This window comes from Lactobacillus sp. ESL0225 (assembly GCF_003692905.1).
Classification (GTDB): Bacteria; Bacillota; Bacilli; order Lactobacillales; family Lactobacillaceae; genus Lactobacillus; species Lactobacillus bombicola.
Map to the genome: position 1 here is coordinate 257,875 of NZ_REHK01000010.1, position 18,116 is coordinate 275,990.

Annotated in this window: 17 protein-coding genes; 4 read left to right on the top strand and 13 right to left on the bottom strand. The window is 34.2% G+C overall.

Going from position 1 to position 18,116, the window contains the following annotated elements:
• Window positions 1-15 precede the first annotated feature (15 nt).
• The 4 genes from phnD to F5ESL0225_RS07275 form a co-directional block, all read right to left on the bottom strand.
• Window positions 16-951 (bottom strand): phosphate/phosphite/phosphonate ABC transporter substrate-binding protein, encoded by a 936-nt coding sequence (gene phnD / locus F5ESL0225_RS07265; RefSeq protein ID WP_118896183.1) that lies wholly within the window; start codon window positions 949-951, stop codon window positions 16-18.
• Window positions 952-979: 28 nt separating this feature from the next.
• Entirely contained in the window at window positions 980-1,114 is a 135-nt protein-coding gene (locus tag F5ESL0225_RS08530) for a hypothetical protein (protein WP_255409286.1), read from the bottom strand.
• A gap of 109 nt (window positions 1,115-1,223) precedes the next feature.
• Window positions 1,224-2,150, bottom strand: coding sequence for a phosphate/phosphite/phosphonate ABC transporter substrate-binding protein (locus F5ESL0225_RS07270; RefSeq protein WP_122022278.1), 927 nt, complete (start codon window positions 2,148-2,150; stop codon window positions 1,224-1,226).
• A gap of 289 nt (window positions 2,151-2,439) precedes the next feature.
• Window positions 2,440-2,913 (bottom strand): universal stress protein, encoded by a 474-nt coding sequence (locus tag F5ESL0225_RS07275; protein ID WP_199688778.1) that lies wholly within the window; start codon window positions 2,911-2,913, stop codon window positions 2,440-2,442.
• A 151-nt stretch (window positions 2,914-3,064) separates the two neighbouring features.
• Between F5ESL0225_RS07275 and F5ESL0225_RS07280 the strand changes: the two genes are divergently transcribed.
• Together F5ESL0225_RS07280 and F5ESL0225_RS07285 are read left to right on the top strand one after the other, a co-directional pair.
• Window positions 3,065-3,865, top strand: coding sequence for a tyrosine-protein phosphatase (locus tag F5ESL0225_RS07280; protein ID WP_122048158.1), 801 nt, complete (start codon window positions 3,065-3,067; stop codon window positions 3,863-3,865).
• Window positions 3,866-3,883: 18 nt separating this feature from the next.
• A complete protein-coding gene (locus tag F5ESL0225_RS07285; RefSeq protein WP_122022281.1) occupies window positions 3,884-4,360 on the top strand; it encodes a nucleoside 2-deoxyribosyltransferase in 477 nt (158 codons plus the stop codon).
• Between the two features lie 54 nt (window positions 4,361-4,414).
• On the opposite strand, the gene nagA is transcribed toward F5ESL0225_RS07285, so the two are convergent.
• Window positions 4,415-5,569: an N-acetylglucosamine-6-phosphate deacetylase gene (gene nagA, locus F5ESL0225_RS07290; protein ID WP_122024998.1), complete on the bottom strand. Its 1,155-nt coding sequence runs from the start codon at window positions 5,567-5,569 to the stop codon at window positions 4,415-4,417.
• 154 nt (window positions 5,570-5,723) lie between these two features.
• Between nagA and F5ESL0225_RS07295 the strand changes: the two genes are divergently transcribed.
• Window positions 5,724-8,711: a TIM-barrel domain-containing protein gene (locus F5ESL0225_RS07295; protein ID WP_122048159.1), complete on the top strand. Its 2,988-nt coding sequence runs from the start codon at window positions 5,724-5,726 to the stop codon at window positions 8,709-8,711.
• 70 nt (window positions 8,712-8,781) lie between these two features.
• Here the strand turns inward: F5ESL0225_RS07295 and F5ESL0225_RS07300 are convergent, their stop codons facing one another.
• From F5ESL0225_RS07300 to F5ESL0225_RS07330, 7 genes are all read right to left on the bottom strand, one after another.
• The gene (locus F5ESL0225_RS07300; RefSeq protein WP_122048160.1) at window positions 8,782-9,264 is read right to left on the bottom strand and encodes a PTS glucose transporter subunit IIA; all 483 of its coding nucleotides are present in this window, start codon (window positions 9,262-9,264) and stop codon (window positions 8,782-8,784) included.
• A 1-nt stretch (window position 9,265) separates the two neighbouring features.
• Window positions 9,266-9,766: a hypothetical protein gene (locus tag F5ESL0225_RS07305; RefSeq protein ID WP_122022285.1), complete on the bottom strand. Its 501-nt coding sequence runs from the start codon at window positions 9,764-9,766 to the stop codon at window positions 9,266-9,268.
• A complete protein-coding gene (locus tag F5ESL0225_RS07310; RefSeq protein WP_090092598.1) occupies window positions 9,756-10,547 on the bottom strand; it encodes a MurR/RpiR family transcriptional regulator in 792 nt (263 codons plus the stop codon). The genes F5ESL0225_RS07305 and F5ESL0225_RS07310 overlap by 11 nt, the downstream gene beginning before the upstream one ends.
• Before the next feature lie 87 nt (window positions 10,548-10,634).
• Window positions 10,635-12,269 (bottom strand): alpha-glucoside-specific PTS transporter subunit IIBC, encoded by a 1,635-nt coding sequence (locus tag F5ESL0225_RS07315; protein WP_122048161.1) that lies wholly within the window; start codon window positions 12,267-12,269, stop codon window positions 10,635-10,637.
• Window positions 12,270-12,291: 22 nt separating this feature from the next.
• Window positions 12,292-13,635, bottom strand: a complete 1,344-nt coding sequence (locus tag F5ESL0225_RS07320) for a 6-phospho-alpha-glucosidase (protein ID WP_122025002.1) — start codon at window positions 13,633-13,635, stop codon at window positions 12,292-12,294.
• A gap of 367 nt (window positions 13,636-14,002) precedes the next feature.
• Complete coding sequence (locus F5ESL0225_RS07325) at window positions 14,003-14,614, bottom strand: hypothetical protein (RefSeq protein ID WP_122048162.1); 612 nt, start codon at window positions 14,612-14,614, stop codon at window positions 14,003-14,005.
• A gap of 159 nt (window positions 14,615-14,773) precedes the next feature.
• Window positions 14,774-15,697: a cytochrome C5 gene (locus F5ESL0225_RS07330; protein WP_122048163.1), complete on the bottom strand. Its 924-nt coding sequence runs from the start codon at window positions 15,695-15,697 to the stop codon at window positions 14,774-14,776.
• Between the two features lie 144 nt (window positions 15,698-15,841).
• Here F5ESL0225_RS07330 and F5ESL0225_RS07335 point away from each other — a divergent pair, with 144 nt between their 5' ends.
• Window positions 15,842-17,077 carry an MFS transporter gene (locus tag F5ESL0225_RS07335; protein ID WP_122048164.1) on the top strand — a complete coding sequence of 412 codons (1,236 nt, stop codon included), beginning with the start codon at window positions 15,842-15,844 and terminating at the stop codon, window positions 17,075-17,077.
• A 203-nt stretch (window positions 17,078-17,280) separates the two neighbouring features.
• On the opposite strand, the gene F5ESL0225_RS07340 is transcribed toward F5ESL0225_RS07335, so the two are convergent.
• Window positions 17,281-18,105 carry a histidine phosphatase family protein gene (locus F5ESL0225_RS07340; protein WP_122025005.1) on the bottom strand — a complete coding sequence of 275 codons (825 nt, stop codon included), beginning with the start codon at window positions 18,103-18,105 and terminating at the stop codon, window positions 17,281-17,283.
• Window positions 18,106-18,116: the final 11 nt, after the last annotated feature.

The following is an 18,116-nucleotide window of genomic DNA, read 5'->3' on the forward strand; positions in this document are numbered from 1 at the left end:
TATATACTTCCTTTTTTATTTTTTAGTTGATTCGATAATCTCTTCATATTTACGAACTGTATTAAAATCGCTGTCTTTACTATTGACATACCCTTCGTGCGTATAAATACTTTCGATAATCTTCTTACCTTTCTTTGATTTACCAATATCAATAAAGGCATTAGCTAACTTTTTCCGAAATGCTTTAGGCATACTTGGAACAACCGAAATTGTGTCATTAGGAATTGGCTTGGTAAAGTAAATTGGCACAACTTGTTTCATAATATTAGGATTATCATCTTTAACGATTGTCCGTGCATCTTCGAAAACAAAAGCTGCATCCGTATCACCGTTTAAAACATTTAAAACAGATTGATCTTGACCTGTAACAGTTACTAATTTGCAACTCTTTCTTACATCAAGCCCTTTTTCCTTTAATTCAGCAATTGGATATACGTAACCAGCTGAAGAGGTCGGACTTTGAATGGAAATTGATTTCCCTTTTAAATCTTTCCAAGTTTTAATCTTAGAACCCTTTTTAACTAAAATTTCTGCACGATAATAGTTAACTAACTCTTTAGTTGGCCGACCATCAGGTTGCTTAACGCCATATCTTTGAGCTTGCAGTAAAACATCTGCTGCCTTTTGCTTATGTGCTAAAACATATCCATTTGGTGGCAAAAAGCCTACATCAACTTTTTTAGACTTCATTGCTTCAACTACTGTGTTATAGTCCGTTGACATTGAAACATGGACTGGAATGCCTAAGCGGTCAGATAGCATTTTTTCTAGCGGCTTGGCCCTTGATTCTAGTTTAGTTGCCGCTTGACTTGGTACAAACTGAACATTTAAAGATTTAGGTGCAGCATTATCTGTACTCTTACTTTTACTTGAGTTACCTGAACAAGCAGTCGCCATCACAGCTACCAGCATCACCGCAAAACCAGCAAGTATTTTTTTAAATTTATTCATCATGCCCTCCCAGACATAAAAAAAGACTTTAGCTAAGAACACAAACGTGAATCATACTAAGTCTTTTACCAACAATATTATTTAAAAAGCGAACAATAACATCATTTTTAAAGAAACAAAAAAGCTTAACTGCAAAATCTCTAATGGATACTTCATTTTGCATCAGCCTTTGCCCCCTTTTCGATGCTTCGGTAATTATTCTATCAAATAATAACAGAAATACTTTATTTAGCAAAGTAAAATATATAAAAATAGCTCATATAAATTAAAAATTATTTTTTGATTGTGTCCATAATTTTATTATATTGTCTAATGGTATCATAGTCACTATCTTTAGCGTAAACATAGCCTTCATGACTATAGACGCTCTCTATAATTTTCTTACCTGCTTTAGACTTACCAATAGCAATAAACGCTTTAGCTAATTTTTTTCGGAAATTTTTAGGCATACTGGAAATAACTGAAATCGTATCGTTGGGAATTGGTTTGGTGAAGTAAATAGGCACAACTTTAGTCATAATATCAGGTTCATCATGTTTAACAATATTGCGCGCATCCTCAAAAACGAAGGCTGCATCCGTATCACCATTTAAAACATTCAATACCCCTTGGTCAGCGCCTTTAACAGAAACAACTTTACAGCTCTTAGTGATATCTAACCCCTTTTGTTTTAATTCAGCGACGGGGAAAACATAACCTGAGTCTGAGGTAATGTCCTGAACAGAAATTGATTTACCTTTAAGATCTTTCCAGGTTTTAATAGCAGAATCTTTTTTAACTAAAATTTCACCACGATAAAAGTTGACTAACTTTTTAGTTGTCACTCCACCGGGTTGCTTTATACCATAGCGAACTGCTTGTAAGAGCAAATCAGCTGCTTTTTGCTTATGTGCCATGATATAAGCATCAGAAGGCAAAAAACCCACATCAACTTTCTTAGACTTCATTGCCTCAACTAGCCCGCTGTAATCAGTTGACATTGAAACATGTACTGGAATACCTAACCGCTTAGAAAGTAGTTTTTCCATTGGCTTTGCCCGCGCTTCTAATTTATTAGCAGCAGAACTAGGAACAAATTGGACATTAAGTGACTTGGGTTCATTACTACTTGAAGAAGTCTTTTTATTTGCACACGCCGTTAAACTAACTGCAAATAATAAGGCCATCATCGTTACAAGAAATTGTTTGACTTTTTTCATTTCTATAATACTCCTATATTCCATGTACAAACTGAAACTTTTTGATTAAAATAGCAAATTCAGTTAATCAATTTCAGTTAAATTACGTTCAATACATTTAAATATTATCATTAATATTCGCAAATTTATAGGATAATATTATTAATTTTTTTATGTACGTTTACGCTATCGCTAAATACGAACATTTAGTTTATGCTTTTCGTAAATAAAAAACATACGATTTACTCGTATGTTCCAATTAATTATTGTTTTTATTTTGCTTTAACTATAGTTCGGATTGCTCTTTAAATTACTTAATTGGCTTATTGTTAATATCCGTTCTAACAATTAAGACATCTGCTAATGCATGTTGATTGACGTATTCAGTTACTGAGCCCATCAACATTCTTTCAACAGCGTTTAAACCAGTTGAACTCATAATAATTAAATCGTCATGATGATCTTGAATAAAGTCATAAGAAATAATGGCCTTGGGACTACCATAACGAATGTGATAATCAAGATTGTCAAAACCAAGGCTATCATGAGCCCAATCTTTTAAACTTTTTAAATATTTTTCTGCATCTTGAGTCATTTGATAAATAGTATCACCTGTAATTACAGTATCTTGGATTTCGCCCAAAAATTGTCTAGTATCAATTACATTTAACAGATCAAGATGAGCATCTTCAGTCATTGCTATTTTTACTGCCTTGTCAAAAGCACGTTCGGCTGCTTCAGAACCATCAACCGGCACTAAAATCTGTTCTTTTTTCATAGTCATAATTCACCCTTTATAATGTACAATCGTTAATTTCCTATATTTTAACATATTTTGGGCTTAGCAATTTTTTTGGAATTTCTTAGAATTGTTTGTACTTTAGTTTATTGCTAAAATGATATTGGAACTCAAAGTGTAAAAGGTGGAGAATTTAATGACTAAAAATTTAACAAATCAACTTATCCCAATCAAGAATGGCCGTAATTTTCGCGAACTTGGCGGCTATAAAACCATAGATGGTAAAACCATCAAAAAGCATAAACTACTTAGAACAGCTAATTGGGCGACACTAGATAAGGCTGACCTTCAATTTCTACAAGATTATGGTGCTAAATATATCGTTGATTTTAGAAGTAAAGACGAAGTAAACCAAGAACCTGATCGTGTTCCTGAAGGGGTAACATACAAGTTCGACCCGGTTTTCAGTGAAGATTTAACTAACTCTTCTAAGGGAATTGATGAAATTATTAGTCAAGAAAATGATGATCCTAAAGCCGGCTTTAACCACATGTTTATTGCCTACGATGATATGATTAAAAGTGAATCAGCTCAAAAGGCATATCGTAAGTTTTTTGACATCTTATTGGCTAACACAGAATCCGATAAAAGTGTACTATTTCACTGTACTGCTGGTAAAGACCGGACTGGCTTAGCGGCAATTTTAATTTTATCTGCTTTGAATGTGCCGCTTGCAACCATTAGAGCAGACTATTTATTTACCAACACTGCCACTGAAGATTTCGTTAATAACTTTTTGCAAAAGGCCAAAGACAAGGGTGCCAATGATGTAGCAATTAGTAATTTAAAAGACTTACAAACTGTTTGCCCAGAGTATTTTGATTACGTTATCAATACTATAAATAAAAATTATGGTAGTCTAGAAAACTATTTGCATGATATTATGAGACTAACTGATGATAAAATTGCTCAATTACGCAAAATTTATCTAGATTAAAATGATAAGGAGAGAAAAATGGGTAAAACAAAGACTGTTTATTTTGGCGCAGGCTGGTTTAACGAAAAACAAAATAAGGCATATCAAGAAGCAATGTCAGCTTTAGCACAAAATCCAACAATTGACCTTGAAAACAGTTATGTTCCATTAGACCACCAATATAAGGGTATTAACGTGGCAGAGCATCCCGAATACTTACATGATCGAGAATGGGCAAATGCTACTTATCGGGGTGACTTAACTGGTATTAAAGCAAATGACGTCATGATTGGCGTTTATCTTCCTGATGAAGAAGATGTAGGCCTGGGCATGGAACTGGGCTATGCGATGTCCCAAGGTAAGTATATTGTTTTAGTAATTCCTGATGAAGATTTTGGCAAATCAATTAACTTGATGAGCTGGGGGGTGTGTGATAATGCCATCAAAATTAGCGAGTTAAAAAATTTTGATTTTAACAAACCAACTTTCAATTTTTATGATGGTGGTGTCTACTAAACTAAAACAAAAACCGTTTCACAAGATGTGAAGCGGTTTTTTTATGTCTCAATTTTAAGCCTGATACCGTGACTCTCCTTCTAAGTAAGTTTCACTCAAAGTCATATCTTGATTTAATACTAAAAAATCAGCCGCCTTGTCAGGAGCAATTGAACCACACTTATCTAAAACATGGGCACTTTTAGCAGGTACATAAGCAGCCATCATTACTGCTTCTTCTGGTGTGGCCACATTCCAATCAACAACATTCTTTAAAGCAGTATTAAGTTGCAAAATACTACCAGCTAGGTTATCACCTGTTTTAAGGCGGGCCATCCCAGCTTTAACATAAACTGGTAATTCGCCAAGCATATAATCTCCATCTGGCATCATTCCAGCTTCCATACAATCTGTTATCAAACAAATGTGTTCTGGTCCCTTAGCCTTAATCAAGGCACGGACCATTTCCTTATTCACATGGTGCCCATCACAGATTAATTCGGCAGTTACATTATTTAAGGCCATTGCTGCATTAGAAATGGAAGTATCATGATGAGCCGGATCAGGCATGCCATTAAAAGTATGAGTAAACATTGAAGCCCCTGCCTCAATACCAGCCTTGGCTTGGGTATAATCGGCACTAGAGTGTCCTAAAGCAACAACTACTCCTTCTTTAACAACTGCCCGAATAAATTCTTTGGCACCCTTTCTTTCTGGTGCAAGTGAAATTTTATTTAGTAAGCCTTGCGAATCCTCACGCCACTGCTTAAATTGATCAATATCCGGATCAAGCAAATACTTAGGATTCTCTGCCCCAGCATGCTCGGCAGTAAAATATGGTCCTTCAAAATGGAGCCCTTGAATTTTAGCACCAGTTTCTTCACCTTTATGCTCACCAAACATTCGGCAAATTTCAGTTAAAGTTCTTGCGCTAGCAGTATATGTGGTCGGCAACCAACTAGTTACACCTGATTGTAAAAAACCTTCTGACAGCCGATTAACCCCGGCCCAGTCGCTACGCATTATATCTTCATTAAGAGAGCCATGAACATGTGTGTCAACTAAACCTGGAGCAATCCACTTGCCACTGTAGTCAATAATTTTACCTTGAGGTTTTTCATTTTCAGAATAGTAAAAGCCAAATTTACCATTATCTTGAATTTCTAAGTAACCACCATCTTCAGTTACATTTTCAAGAAAAAATTTATCTGCATGGATATAATAAGTCATTATTTTACCTTTCTTTACAAAATTCAGCTTAATATTTTCATCTTCATTTTAGCTTAATAAATTTACCTTTACCAGTTCAATCACAAATACTACAGAAAGTTTCTATTTTTTAGTTATAATAGTAGTAAGAATAGTTAACAGGAAAGCAATAATTATGATACAAAAAACAAGCAAACATCAATTAGGAGCGTTAACTGGTGCTAACAGATGTGAAAACTTTTACGAATTACACTTTGCTACCGGAGAAGTAGCACATTTTTACATTTTAGCAGATGGTATTTTTCGCTTTTTACTTGATCCAGAACAAAACTTCAATGAAAACCGTACAACTTATATTCAATTAAATAATTTTGACGAAAGTGCATTTAAACTTTCACGTGTCCATGCAACCAACGATTCATTAATTATTCATGCAGGTAATTATCAAATTATTTTTGGGCAAAATCCTGTATTAATGAGCATCTTTGATGAAAAACTACATCGCATTCGTATGGCCCAGGCCAAACCACTAGAACTATCAAATGAAGCTACAAGTGAAGCTCTCATTCAGAAAAAAAATGAATTTTATTTTGGTGGCGGCTTACAAAATGGCTATTTTAGTCATAAAGGACGCAAAATTATGATTAAGCATGATCAAATTACTGGAAAAGGCGGCATTCCGCTACAGGTACCATTTTTTTGGTCAAATGCTGGTTACGGTGAGATCCGTAATACTGCCCAAGAAGGTATATATGATTTTGGACAGCAAAATCCCGAACTAACATTGATCAAACATCAAGACGTGATTTTTGATAGTTTTTATATAATGGGCGAAACACCCCACTCTATCTTAAAAAAATACTATTCTTTAACTGGCCAACCCCAGCTATTGCCTAAATATGCGTTGGGCTTGGGACATATTGGCAATTTTATTACCACTCTTTGGCAACCAAGTCAGGCCAAGGAACGCAATGCCAGTCGTTTTGACAATAGTTATTATACTCGTACTAATGACCCCACTGTTGCCTCTGGTAAAGCTTCGCTTAATGGTGAGGAAGACTATCAATTTTCTGCTCGTGGTCTTATTGATCGTTATAAAGCAATGAACTTCAACTTAGCCTGGCTTATCCCCAACCATGGTGTATCAGCTGTTGATTACCAAAGATTTAATTTTTTCAATGATTATGCTATCGACCAAGGAGTTCAACCAGGATTTTGGTATGAGGGCCAGCCTACTTTACCATCTAAAAGTAGCTTTAGCTATGCACGTAATGAAACTGCAATCGGTACCGACCAGGAGCAATTGCAAAGTATTTTACAACCTAAACGTCCATTAATACTGCGGGATGGCGGTTTTATGGGGATGCAAAATAAAGCAGCCTTAATTTTTGGTGATGTTGGTGGAAATTGGGAAAACATCACCACCCAAGTTGCGGGAATGATTGGAGCCAATTTATCAGGTCAACCTTTAGTAGGAGCAGCAATTGACGGTGCTCAAGGTGGCGGAAATGCTCAAATTTATGTTCGTGATTTTCAATGGAAAACCTTTACGCCCTTCTTATTTAATATCGATGATCAAAGTAATTATAGTAAAACACCATTTTCCTATAATAATAAAATAACCAATATAAATCGTGCATATCTAGCATTACATCAACAGTTACAAAGCTATTTATACACGCTAAATGCTCAAGCTCGAACTGGAAATCCTATTATGCAACCATTATTTATGGCATTTCCTGACGAACGAATAAATTATACTGAGCAATTCAACAGCGAATTTATGTTAGGTAATAATTTTTTAATTGCGCCTATCACAAACGGACGCGAAGATGCTAATTGCGATTCACGTAAAGATAATTTATATTTACCCGGCAAACATATAATGTGGATTGATCTACTTACTGGAAAAAAATATGCTGGTAACCGCGTCTACAATAACCTGTCATTTCCCCTATGGCATTTGCCAGTATTTGTGCGTGGGGGGAGTATTTTTGACTTTGGTCACCGTAATTTCTTCTTTTATCCCCAAGGAGAAAGCGAAACTGTCATTTATAATGATGATGATTTAACTGCTTTTAGCGAGCATCATTACGAAACACATATTAAAAGCATAGTTAAAGGTGAAAAGCTGACCATTACAATTGATCCAATTAAAGGCGACTACTCCTCATTAAAAACTGACCAAGAAACCCAATTAACCATAATGTGTGATTCGTATTCTGATCAAGTTACAGTAAAGATCAATGATCAAGTTATACAAATACAGCAATACGGTACAATTGATGCCTTTAATCATGCACGCGAAGGAATCTTTTATAATACTAATTATGCTTTACCAGAATTTGCTCCATATCTGCAACAAGGACAAACTGCTTTTCAAATTAAACTAGCAAATCGGAATATAACCGATGCCAAAATTGAAATTACCATTAATAATTTTTCTTATAATAGCAAAGTCATGGTACCTGCTGTTACTAATGGGCTTCTCCCATCTCCCAAATTACCGTCAGTTGATTCAAATAAAATTTCAGCCCATTCATTTGAACTTACTTGGTCTCGCCCTGGCAATGTTGAAGTTGAAATTAATCATCTTATTTATGAAGGAATTTCCGGTAAAAGTTTCACTTTTCATGAATTGACCCCCAATAATCGTTATATTATCCGTATGCGCTATGTAGCTGGAAATAAGGTATCCGAGTGGTCTGATCTTTTTGGAGTAATTACTAAACACGAAGCAATCGAAAACGCAATTGCTGATATTCTAGTCACTAGCAATTGTGAAAGTAACTCTCATCACCCACTAACTTACTTAACTGATTTAAAATTAGCTAGCGAATGGCAGACTAACCAAGTTAGCTTGCAGGATAACCCACTCAAATTAACTTTTACTTTTGATAAAGTAGAAAATTTGAGCCGGATGGTTTTTGTGCCACGCAATATTGATCACAAAGCAAATCCAGTTGATGTTTCCATTTTAGTATCACCAGATGGCAAGAACTTCACCAGTTACATCGATCACTTACAATGGAAAGCAGATAGCAAAAATAAAGTAGTAGGCTTACGTGACGTAACTGCTAAAGCAATAGAACTTGTTATTTATCAATCATCTGGTTCGCTAGTTGCTGCACGTGAAATTTTCTTTTATCGCGCTAAAAAATAAATTATTTACATTTAAATAATCAAAAACTGCAAAATATTAATAATATTTTGCAGTTTTTGATTATGATTTTTTAATTATTAAATTCTATTACTTGAATTTCTTGGCCATGTTTCACTGCGCCTGCGTCAACTTCTGAAACAGAATTAATAATGTCCATATTGGTGTAGACAACTATTATAGTGCTATCGTATTGCTTGGTCTTGATCATCTCTAAATCCATCTTCACTAAAAGATCACCTTTTTTAACTAGATTACCTTCATGGACAAATACTTCAAATGGTTCGCCTGCCAAAGCAACAGTCTCTAGTCCTAAATGAATTAAGATTTCTAAACCGTTTGCTACCGTAATACCTATAGCATGCATAGTTGGAAAAACAGTTGTAATAGTCCCTGCAACTGGAGAATATATTTTTCCGTTGTTAGGCTTAATAGCATATCCATCACCTAACATTTTGGTTGAAAAAACATCATCTTCCACAGCTGTAATTGGAATTAAATCCCCATCACAAACCGCCTCAACAATAAATTTATTTTTTTTAAATAAGTTAAACATTTTAATACCTACTATTTTTTATATCTAAGCAAATAAATAGCACGAAACAAAGGCTAAAAGCTATTAAACAAATTACCGATATATTTTTAATAAGTTTATTCTCTGCTTGATATTTCTCTTTGAAACTACTTATGCGTAACAGACCAAAAATCGCTAAAATCAAACATAAAATATTGCCAACCATTAATTGACTAACTGCTTGACATAACATGAAAAAATGATAGTTTTTAGGATTTGCTATAAGTTCATCTTTTTTCAACCATAAATAATAGCCTAATAAAAAATCTGTAATTGCGATAATTATTTCAATACTAATAATTGGAAATTTAGCTAAAATCACTGGCATATTCTGTTTCATAATAGTTAATTCAAAGAATAAGAAACTTCCGAAACATAGTGGTATTAAAAGTAATGCATCGATATACAAAGTTAAGATTCTTTTTGCATTTAAATTGCTTTTATTTAAAAATATTAAAATATAATTATTTATATTAGATATCATTATTTTCACTTTTTCTATTTTGCCAGATACCAAAATTATTAACTAATAAGTCAATTAATAAATATGCGAGTATAAATGATACATTATTATCTGTACTAAAATTAACAGTTGGATAATAAAAATTATAATTAGCAAGCGAAGCTAATTTATTTTTCTTCAAGTCCGTAAATGACACATAACGCAATTTATTATTAACTAACTCAAATTTCCCTAATTCATCATTTATTTCTTTATTATCACCTGTATAAGAAATAATAAAAAGCATATCACCCTTTTTAGCTATCTTACCTACTCCTTGTAATTCACTCACAGCAGCAGGTAAAACAATGGAAGAAATCCCAAAAATTAATAATTCATGCGAAAGAAAATTTGATAGCATTTGTTGAATCCAACCAGTTGAATATATATATATGTTTTTAGCATTACTCAAATCTGTATAAAAATTTTTTAGGTCAAGCGATTGAAAATATTTCAATAAATTTGCCGTTTCTTTTGTTAAATCTGGACCAAAATTATTCGATATATCTATATTGCTCAATTTTTGTTTATTTTCTATATAAACCTCATTTAGATAAAACTTTAGTTCACTATATCCACTTAATCCTAAATGTTTGCATAATCGAAAAATAGCGGATTTCGAAACAAATAATTTTTCTGCAAGTTCCGAAAGACTTAATGTTTTACATATTTTGGCATTATCTAGAACAAATTGAATTATTCTAATTTCGGAATCATTTAATTTGCTACTATTTTGATAAACTAAAGATTTTAATATTGACATTAGTAAATATACGCTCCATATAAAGTAGTTACTTACATTTTATAACTTGCTTTTTATTTATTAAAGCGCTCTATTGCATTAAATATGCTAATTGTGACTACTATTGTCTTGATTTTTCTTTCGCAATTCTTGCATCGCTTCAAGTACTTGAGCAACATCAAGACCAACAATAACTTGAATTGCCTTACCATGATGAACTACACTGATTGCTTTGGCAGCCTTAAACTGAGCATCAGTTCCTAATTTTTCTGGATCCTTAACGGAAACTCTTAACCTAGTTGCACATGAACTCAACTCTTTAATATTTTCATCCCCACCAAGTAAGTCAAGAAATGCTATTGCTCTATCAATGTAAGGATTACTCTCTGTTTTATTATTATCAAAATTTTGTGATTGTAAATTTTTTCTATTTTGATATTCCTTCTTATTTAGTAGCTGAACTTCTTGATCATCATCCTCACGACCAGGAGTAATATAATTAAATTTTTTAATCATGAATTTGAAAATAAAGAAAGTAATAATTGCAAAAATAATACCAACTATAAATTGAATTAAAAATGTTTGCCAGTGATGGTTCCATAAGGGAATCCAATTTTCAGCAGCCATATCAATTGCACCGCCAGAAAAATTACCAACAACTCCCAAACTAAACATTACTGTATTCATAGTTGCAGCAATAATTGAGTAAATTATCCATAATATTGGAGCTGCAAATAAATAAGTAAAATCAATTGGCTCAGTAATTCCAGCAAAAAATGATGTCAAAGCAGCAGGAATAAGTAATGCTGAGGTTTGTTTTTTCTTACTCTTCTTTGCTGTTGCATAAAACGCTAAACAAATGATTGGAGCAAGAAAAACTTTTTCATTGCCATACAATTGGAAACCCATTGCTGGTGCTAATTGTTTCAAAGGATGAGTACTTAAAGCAAATTGTGATAAATGTTGTAACCAGTATGGTTGCAGTCCACCAGCAACCACTGCCGGACCGTATTGAAATGGAATATACACCAAGTGATGTAGTCCGGTTGGAATTAAAACTCTATTTAAAAAATTGTAAATCCATACTCCAATAACGCCACTCTTCACAATAAATTGCTGTATTCCACCAATTCCTAACTGAACCTTAGGCCAACCCCAACAGGTTAATACGGCTACTGGTATCATGATAAAAAAGCCTAAAATATAAACATATGTCGATCCTTGAAATGTCCCTAACCACTCAGGTAATTTTTTATCAAAATAACGATTGTGAAGCCATATTACAATTCCCGCAACAATTAAAGCTCCAATTATACTGGTATCCAATGTTTTAATTCCCGCTATTTCAGTTAATCCATAATTAGTTGAATTTTCAACAAGTTGAACTTTAGCAAAATTAGGAATACCAAAATTTTTACCCCAGTGAGTTAAAATTGCGCCAATAAAATAATTATAGGTCATGTAAGTGATTACAGATTCCATTGCCGCTCTGCCTTTTGCCTTGTTAGCCAGCCCAATTGGGAGTCCAACAACAAAAAGTAGTGCTTCTTGCTTAAAAACTGTCCAGCCGCCTGCTGAAATTGTATCCCAAATAGAATTCCAAGTAGTTCCAGGATTAGCTAGTGATCCTAAGACTTGTTGATTTGTAAATAAACTACCTAGCGCAACAACAATTCCTGCAAAAGAGAATAGAAGCACAGGTACAAACATTGCGGCACCAAATTTTTGAAACTTTTGCATCATAAGTAACTATCCTCCCTAGCAATTACTTAAGTTCTGGCCAATATGGCTTATTAACGGGGATCATATCATCAAGAATCTTTTTTGCCACCAATGCATCAGGAACTGTTTTATTAAGTGCAAAAGCTTGCCACATCTTGGTATATGACTTTTGTTCATAGGCATCAACAACTAGTTTTTCACATGTTTGTTGTTCCATAATCATTCCACGCTCAAATACTCCAGCTTCACCAGTTGCCATTGCTTGAACACCATCAGAACCAAACCAACAAGGCACCTCAACAATTGAATCAGGATCAATATTAGAAATAGCACCATTGTTAGCAATATTAGCAAAAAATTTCTCATGGGTGTTATAAGCTATAGCATGACAAATATCAACAATATAATTTGAATGCTCAACACTTGCTTCCCATAAATTACCTTTTGCTGTACCAGCTTTAACAATTCTTGCACATTCTTCAAAAACCAATTTTTCACGATATTCTCGAATTTCATCAGTTCGTGTATGATTTGGATCTGCATTGGAAACTTCATATTGTGGATAATAGTAATATTGCAAATATGTATTTGGTAATGCTTCAGGATCAAGGGCAAAACAGTCCTTAGCTTTCTTAAAAGTTTCAGCCCAACTTTCCTCTGTATCTTTATCAAATTCACCCCCAATCCAGTAACCATTTTTTGAAAGATGTTCTTTTAATAGTGGAGTCAAATCTTTACCCGTATTTTTATCTCTAACTTCTTTCCACCAACCAAAATGATTAAGTCCGTAGTAATTAACATCAAGATCATGGTAATCATTTAATCCACAAATTTGTGCCATTCTAGTCATAATTGCTACTGGCATATCACAAATGTTAATGACTCTTGAATTTGGTCTAAATCTACGACAAGCCTCTGCAACAATAGCAATTGTATTAGAATAATTAATCATCCAAGCATTAGGTGAATATTTTTCCATCCAATCAATAATCTGTATAATTGCAGGAATTGATCTCAAACCATATGCCATTCCACCGGGTCCTGTTGTTTCTTGACCATTAACTCCATATTTTAATGGTATTTTTTCGTCATGGTCTCTCATTTCATATTTACCTACTCTGATTGACCCCATTACAAAATCAACATCAGTAAATGCCTCTTCCGGATCAGTAGTATATGAAAACTCAATTTCTGGTGCACGCTCTTTCATAATAATTGCACACGCGTCACCAATTTTCTTTTGTCTGTTTGCATCATTATCATAAAACTTCAGTTTTCTTAATGGAAACCTATCCTCATTAGCAATTAAACTTAATACAAAGCCAGGTGTGAAGGTACTTCCTCCACCAGCAATCACAACCGAATAACGTTTATCATTTTTAGACATTTGTTTTCTCCTTTAGTTCATATATCCATATGGAGCAGTATTATTTTTGTAGCTAGCTTACAAGTTTATTTATAACATTTTTTCTACTTTTTGTATGCGCTTTCTTTAAAAGAAGACACGTATTTCATAACTTGAATTATTTGTTTCATTTTAAGAAATATTTTTCAAAATTCTTAATTGGTACTATACTTAACTACAGCTAAGCAAAAGCCATATCTCAAAAAAGATATGGTTTTCCCTTTTATTTATCAATCATCTGGTTCACTAGTTGCTGCACGTGAAATTTTCTTTTATCGCGCTAAAAAATAATATACTAAAAAGTCTAAGTTCTCGAATTTGAGAACTTAGACTTTTTGTTTAAGAATTATTATTGTGGTAACTTGTCTAAATTAAAATAAGTCATATCAGTGAATTTTTGCTTACTATATTTTTGAGCTAATTCTAACGTTGTAAAGTACTGATTGACTACTTTACCTGTATAATCTGCTTCAAAGACAACTTTAACGGTTTGCCCATCTATGTTTTCTTCATGCATGGTATAAGCTGTGGCCATCTTGGGAGCATGGTCATCCACTGGTCCAATCACGGTCCACTTTAATCCCCGCATCTTGCGTGTTTTTCCAATTCTCAGCGCTTTTTCATAATACTTGTCGAACTTACCTGTCATTTGCCAAGGATATTTATTCGTTCCCTTAACTTTGCCAACAACATAGACAACGGCGTAAAGCTTTTTGCCATTAGTCCCAGGTCTTGAAAAAGAATGCTTGGTAATCTTCATTGGTGACATATTTGAAACTTGGGTAAACCATGTCCCGCGTAAACTTTGCGGTAAGGTATAGCATTTGCCAAGGCCGTATTTATTACCTTGGGTGGTGGCGGTAGCTTGAATAGTTTGTTCAGGGTGCACAGCAACCGTAGCTACTCCTGCTAAGGATAGCCCCATGGCCGTAATTAATGTGATTATTTTTTCCTTTTTCATTTACTTTTCTCCTTTTCTGTAAGCATGACGGTTTCAGTATATGCTACAAATTATATTTCTTAAGATTCTAATAAGCAAGCGCTTTCAATAAGTATATTTAATTAATACTTAATTGTTTTAAAAAAATAAAACCGCATTCCATAGTGGAAACGGTTTATATTAGTTAAATTTATCTTGTTTAATTATCCGATAAATAGAAATCATTAAAACTAAAATTGAACATAACATTGCAATATATGCCATAGGTCCTATACTGATAGCCGCCATCGCCTGCTCATGCGCTAATCTATTTTCCATCGCATAAGCCACAATCCATTTACGCATTAAATAAGGGGTTAGTAATAAATCCACCGTAGCAATCAATGACGCAACTAAAGTGGCATTACGAGCATGTGGTTCACGAAAAAATTGAGCCAATACACAGAATGCTGGTGCCAACATTAAAAGTAAAACCCATATAATAATTAAACGACCTGCATTACTATTCATCATTTGCGCACTATTAGTGGCATAGCGGTACTTCCCCCATAATTGTCCCCCAGTTAAGGTATTAAGTAAACTTAAGAAATATGACCCTTGTTGTCCATAAATACCCGCACGATTTGATAAAATTCCTTGAATTACTTGTAACCCATCAGTTGAGCCTGCAGTTGAAAAATTAACCGTTACAACTTTTTTCATATAAGTTGCTAAAAACATAATAATTGAGCCACCAAATTGTAGCGAACGTAGCATACTTAATTTTCGTTGCGCTTTTAATTTAAATTCTAAACTCAATACTTGATTGGGATGATGGCTACGCGCAATCACCAACACACCTACTATCACCAATAATAGTAATAAAACTAATAGTAACCATAATTTAGCCATTATAAAGAAAATCGCTAATACTATAACTGTAACTGCTAAATAAGGCCGATCAGAAAATATTTCCCAAAAATTCAATTTGAGATGACGATAGTTAGTACGCGCTTTTTCAGTTTGAGATGTGCGCACCGTTGGGGAAGAACTACCGGCTTTTTCATTATTTGTCATGTATTTTTTACGGTACTCATTTCTAGTAATATGTGACTGCTTACCCATAGAACAATCTTCCTTTCAAAAGTACTATCCTAACACGTTTTAAGTATAATTTTTATGGTTTAGTAAATTCTTATTAAATTTATTGTGCTAGAATAAAAAAGACGATAATTTTTAATAAATTAAAAAAAGAAAGATGAGGGAATTTTGACACAATCGACTAAATTACCAGCTAATTGGCACAAAGCTTTTTATACCTTGTGGTTAGGCTGCTTTATTACCGGCATGGGCTATTCAATGACAATGCCTTTTATCTCATTATTTATTGCTGACTTAGGTCACTACACGCAATTACAAGTTAGCCTTTATTCCGGACTAGCTTTTGCAATGACTTTTATTGCCCAGGCAATAGTTTCACCTTATTGGGGAAATTTAGCTGATCGTAAGGGCCGCAAATTAATGTGTATGCGGGCATCTGGGGTAATGGCTTTAACAATCACAGCAACCGGTTTTGCACCTAACGCGATCTACATTATTGTAATGCGTTTTATTCAGGGCGCTTTTTCAGGTTATATTAACAATGCAACTGCTTTAATTGCTGGAGAAACCCCACACCAAAAAAGTGGTTGGGTTATGAGCCAGATGATGACCGCTGGAACCGCTGGTAACTTAGTAGGACCCCTTTTAGGTGGTGTTCTCTCAAACTTTTTTGGTAACTGGCTTGGAGGTGCTTGGGGCTATCGAATTCCTTTCTTTATTACAGGATTTTTGATGGTACTAGTTTTCTTAGGATCAACTTTTTTAGTTAAAGAAGATTTTACTCCCGTTTCGCGAGCAGAAATGAAACCAATGAGCGAAATTATGCATACTTTACCACATGTAAAATTAATTGCTGCTATGTTTGTCACCACTTTACTAGTCCAAGCTGCTAACATGTCAATTGATCCCATCGTTTCGCTTTATGTTAAATCAATGATGCCTAATAGTAAAAATATCGCTTTTGTCGCTGGAATTGTTGCTGCAACTCCTGGTCTTGGCACCCTATTGGCTGCATCTAAGATTGGCCACAAAATGGATGAAATTGGTCCACTTAAAATTTTACGTGTTGGGTTAATTGTTGGTGCTATTCTTTTTATTCCTATGGCACTTACACATTCACCTTGGATCTTAGCTGGTTTGCGCTTCTTGCTTGGAATTGCCAGTGCCGCAATGCTTCCCGCTGCACAAACAGTCTTAACTTTAAATACACCATCTGAAAGTTTTGGCCGTATCTTTAGTTATAATCAGTCTTTCCAAGCCGTAGGTTCTGTCTTTGGCTCATTAATGGGTTCTGCAATTTCTGGTGTGTTCAATTATGCAACCGTCTTTTGGACGACCGGACTGATGCTAGCAATTAACTTCGTCTTAATTATCCTATTTAGTCTTAAAAGCAACAATAAATAATATCAACTTAGTGATTAGAAGTTTTGCACTTAAATCCTTATATTGCGCTGAAACCTCTAATAACTAAAAACTTAACTGAATTTCAATTTATTTTATATGTGATTATTAAGATTGATACAAATAATTACTTACTAAAATTATTCAATAAAAAAAGCGTGATTTTAAATATCACGCTTTTTATTGATAAATAATTAGAGTTAGTATTACTTACTTGCTGCTTTACCAGCATCAAAGTATTTCAAACTGCCGATTTCACCAGCAAGCTTAAACTTGCCATCCTTATAAACTAATTTAGTAACCGCATCATTGGCCATTCCAGTTCCTTGATATTCTGGATAGTTTTGTGTCGATAAGAACAAGTTAATGGACATACCTGAACTAACTACCAAGACATTGCCACCTTTTTTCTGTTGCTTCTTAGCAATCATGGTCAAAACTTCAGTCATACGTTTTTCAACCGTCCCTGAGCTTTCTGCGCGATATTGCGCTGGAAGATTAGTATTCAACTTGTTTTGTTGATCTAAACCATAATAACCATCTTGCATCTTGTTTTGCAACATTTTACCGGTTTTTGCTTGAAAATCTTCGAGGCTAGTATAACCTAAATATTCTGCAATTTCCGGTACATTTTTAGCAATATCTGGTCGACCTTCGTAACTGCCATAATTACACTCACGCAAACGTGGATCTACTTTCAGTTGCACTTTTTTGTTACCAGAATATTTCAAGGCCCCTTTAGCCGTTTTTTCTTGCCGAGATAAGTCGCCCGAATAAGCAGCACTAAACTTAATACCTTTTAAGCCCTTCCCTAGATATTCTGCACCCTTAATGCCGTTTTCAGTTAACGTAAAGTCGCTCCAACCTTGCGCTAAATGCATCACATTAGCAGTAGTTTCTCCATGACGAGTTAAATAAATTGTTACTGGCTTATTGCTTTTACCTTTAGCGCTAACTGGATGTACACTAAATGAAAATGCACTGACTACACTAATTAATAGTACTAAAAAATGGGACAATTTATGTTTCATTTTCTTACTCC

What these genes read in the sequence shown, in the direction of transcription:
- F5ESL0225_RS07315 (WP_122048161.1), bottom strand. Translation starts at nt 12,269, where the DNA reads ATGATGCAAAAGTTTCAAAAATTTGGTGCCGCAATGTTTGTACCTGTG.
- F5ESL0225_RS07285 (WP_122022281.1), top strand. Translation starts at nt 3,884, where the DNA reads ATGGGTAAAACAAAGACTGTTTATTTTGGCGCAGGCTGGTTTAACGAA.
- F5ESL0225_RS07340 (WP_122025005.1), bottom strand. Translation starts at nt 18,105, where the DNA reads ATGAAACATAAATTGTCCCATTTTTTAGTACTATTAATTAGTGTAGTC.
- F5ESL0225_RS07325 (WP_122048162.1), bottom strand. Translation starts at nt 14,614, where the DNA reads ATGAAAAAGGAAAAAATAATCACATTAATTACGGCCATGGGGCTATCC.
- nagA (WP_122024998.1), bottom strand. Translation starts at nt 5,569, where the DNA reads ATGACTTATTATATCCATGCAGATAAATTTTTTCTTGAAAATGTAACT.
- F5ESL0225_RS07295 (WP_122048159.1), top strand. Translation starts at nt 5,724, where the DNA reads ATGATACAAAAAACAAGCAAACATCAATTAGGAGCGTTAACTGGTGCT.
- F5ESL0225_RS07320 (WP_122025002.1), bottom strand. Translation starts at nt 13,635, where the DNA reads ATGTCTAAAAATGATAAACGTTATTCGGTTGTGATTGCTGGTGGAGGA.
- F5ESL0225_RS07330 (WP_122048163.1), bottom strand. Translation starts at nt 15,697, where the DNA reads ATGGGTAAGCAGTCACATATTACTAGAAATGAGTACCGTAAAAAATAC.
- F5ESL0225_RS08530 (WP_255409286.1), bottom strand. Translation starts at nt 1,114, where the DNA reads ATGCAAAATGAAGTATCCATTAGAGATTTTGCAGTTAAGCTTTTTTGT.
- F5ESL0225_RS07300 (WP_122048160.1), bottom strand. Translation starts at nt 9,264, where the DNA reads ATGTTTAACTTATTTAAAAAAAATAAATTTATTGTTGAGGCGGTTTGT.
- F5ESL0225_RS07305 (WP_122022285.1), bottom strand. Translation starts at nt 9,766, where the DNA reads ATGATATCTAATATAAATAATTATATTTTAATATTTTTAAATAAAAGC.
- F5ESL0225_RS07275 (WP_199688778.1), bottom strand. Translation starts at nt 2,913, where the DNA reads ATGACTATGAAAAAAGAACAGATTTTAGTGCCGGTTGATGGTTCTGAA.
- phnD (WP_118896183.1), bottom strand. Translation starts at nt 951, where the DNA reads ATGAATAAATTTAAAAAAATACTTGCTGGTTTTGCGGTGATGCTGGTA.
- F5ESL0225_RS07310 (WP_090092598.1), bottom strand. Translation starts at nt 10,547, where the DNA reads ATGTCAATATTAAAATCTTTAGTTTATCAAAATAGTAGCAAATTAAAT.
- F5ESL0225_RS07280 (WP_122048158.1), top strand. Translation starts at nt 3,065, where the DNA reads ATGACTAAAAATTTAACAAATCAACTTATCCCAATCAAGAATGGCCGT.
- F5ESL0225_RS07270 (WP_122022278.1), bottom strand. Translation starts at nt 2,150, where the DNA reads ATGAAAAAAGTCAAACAATTTCTTGTAACGATGATGGCCTTATTATTT.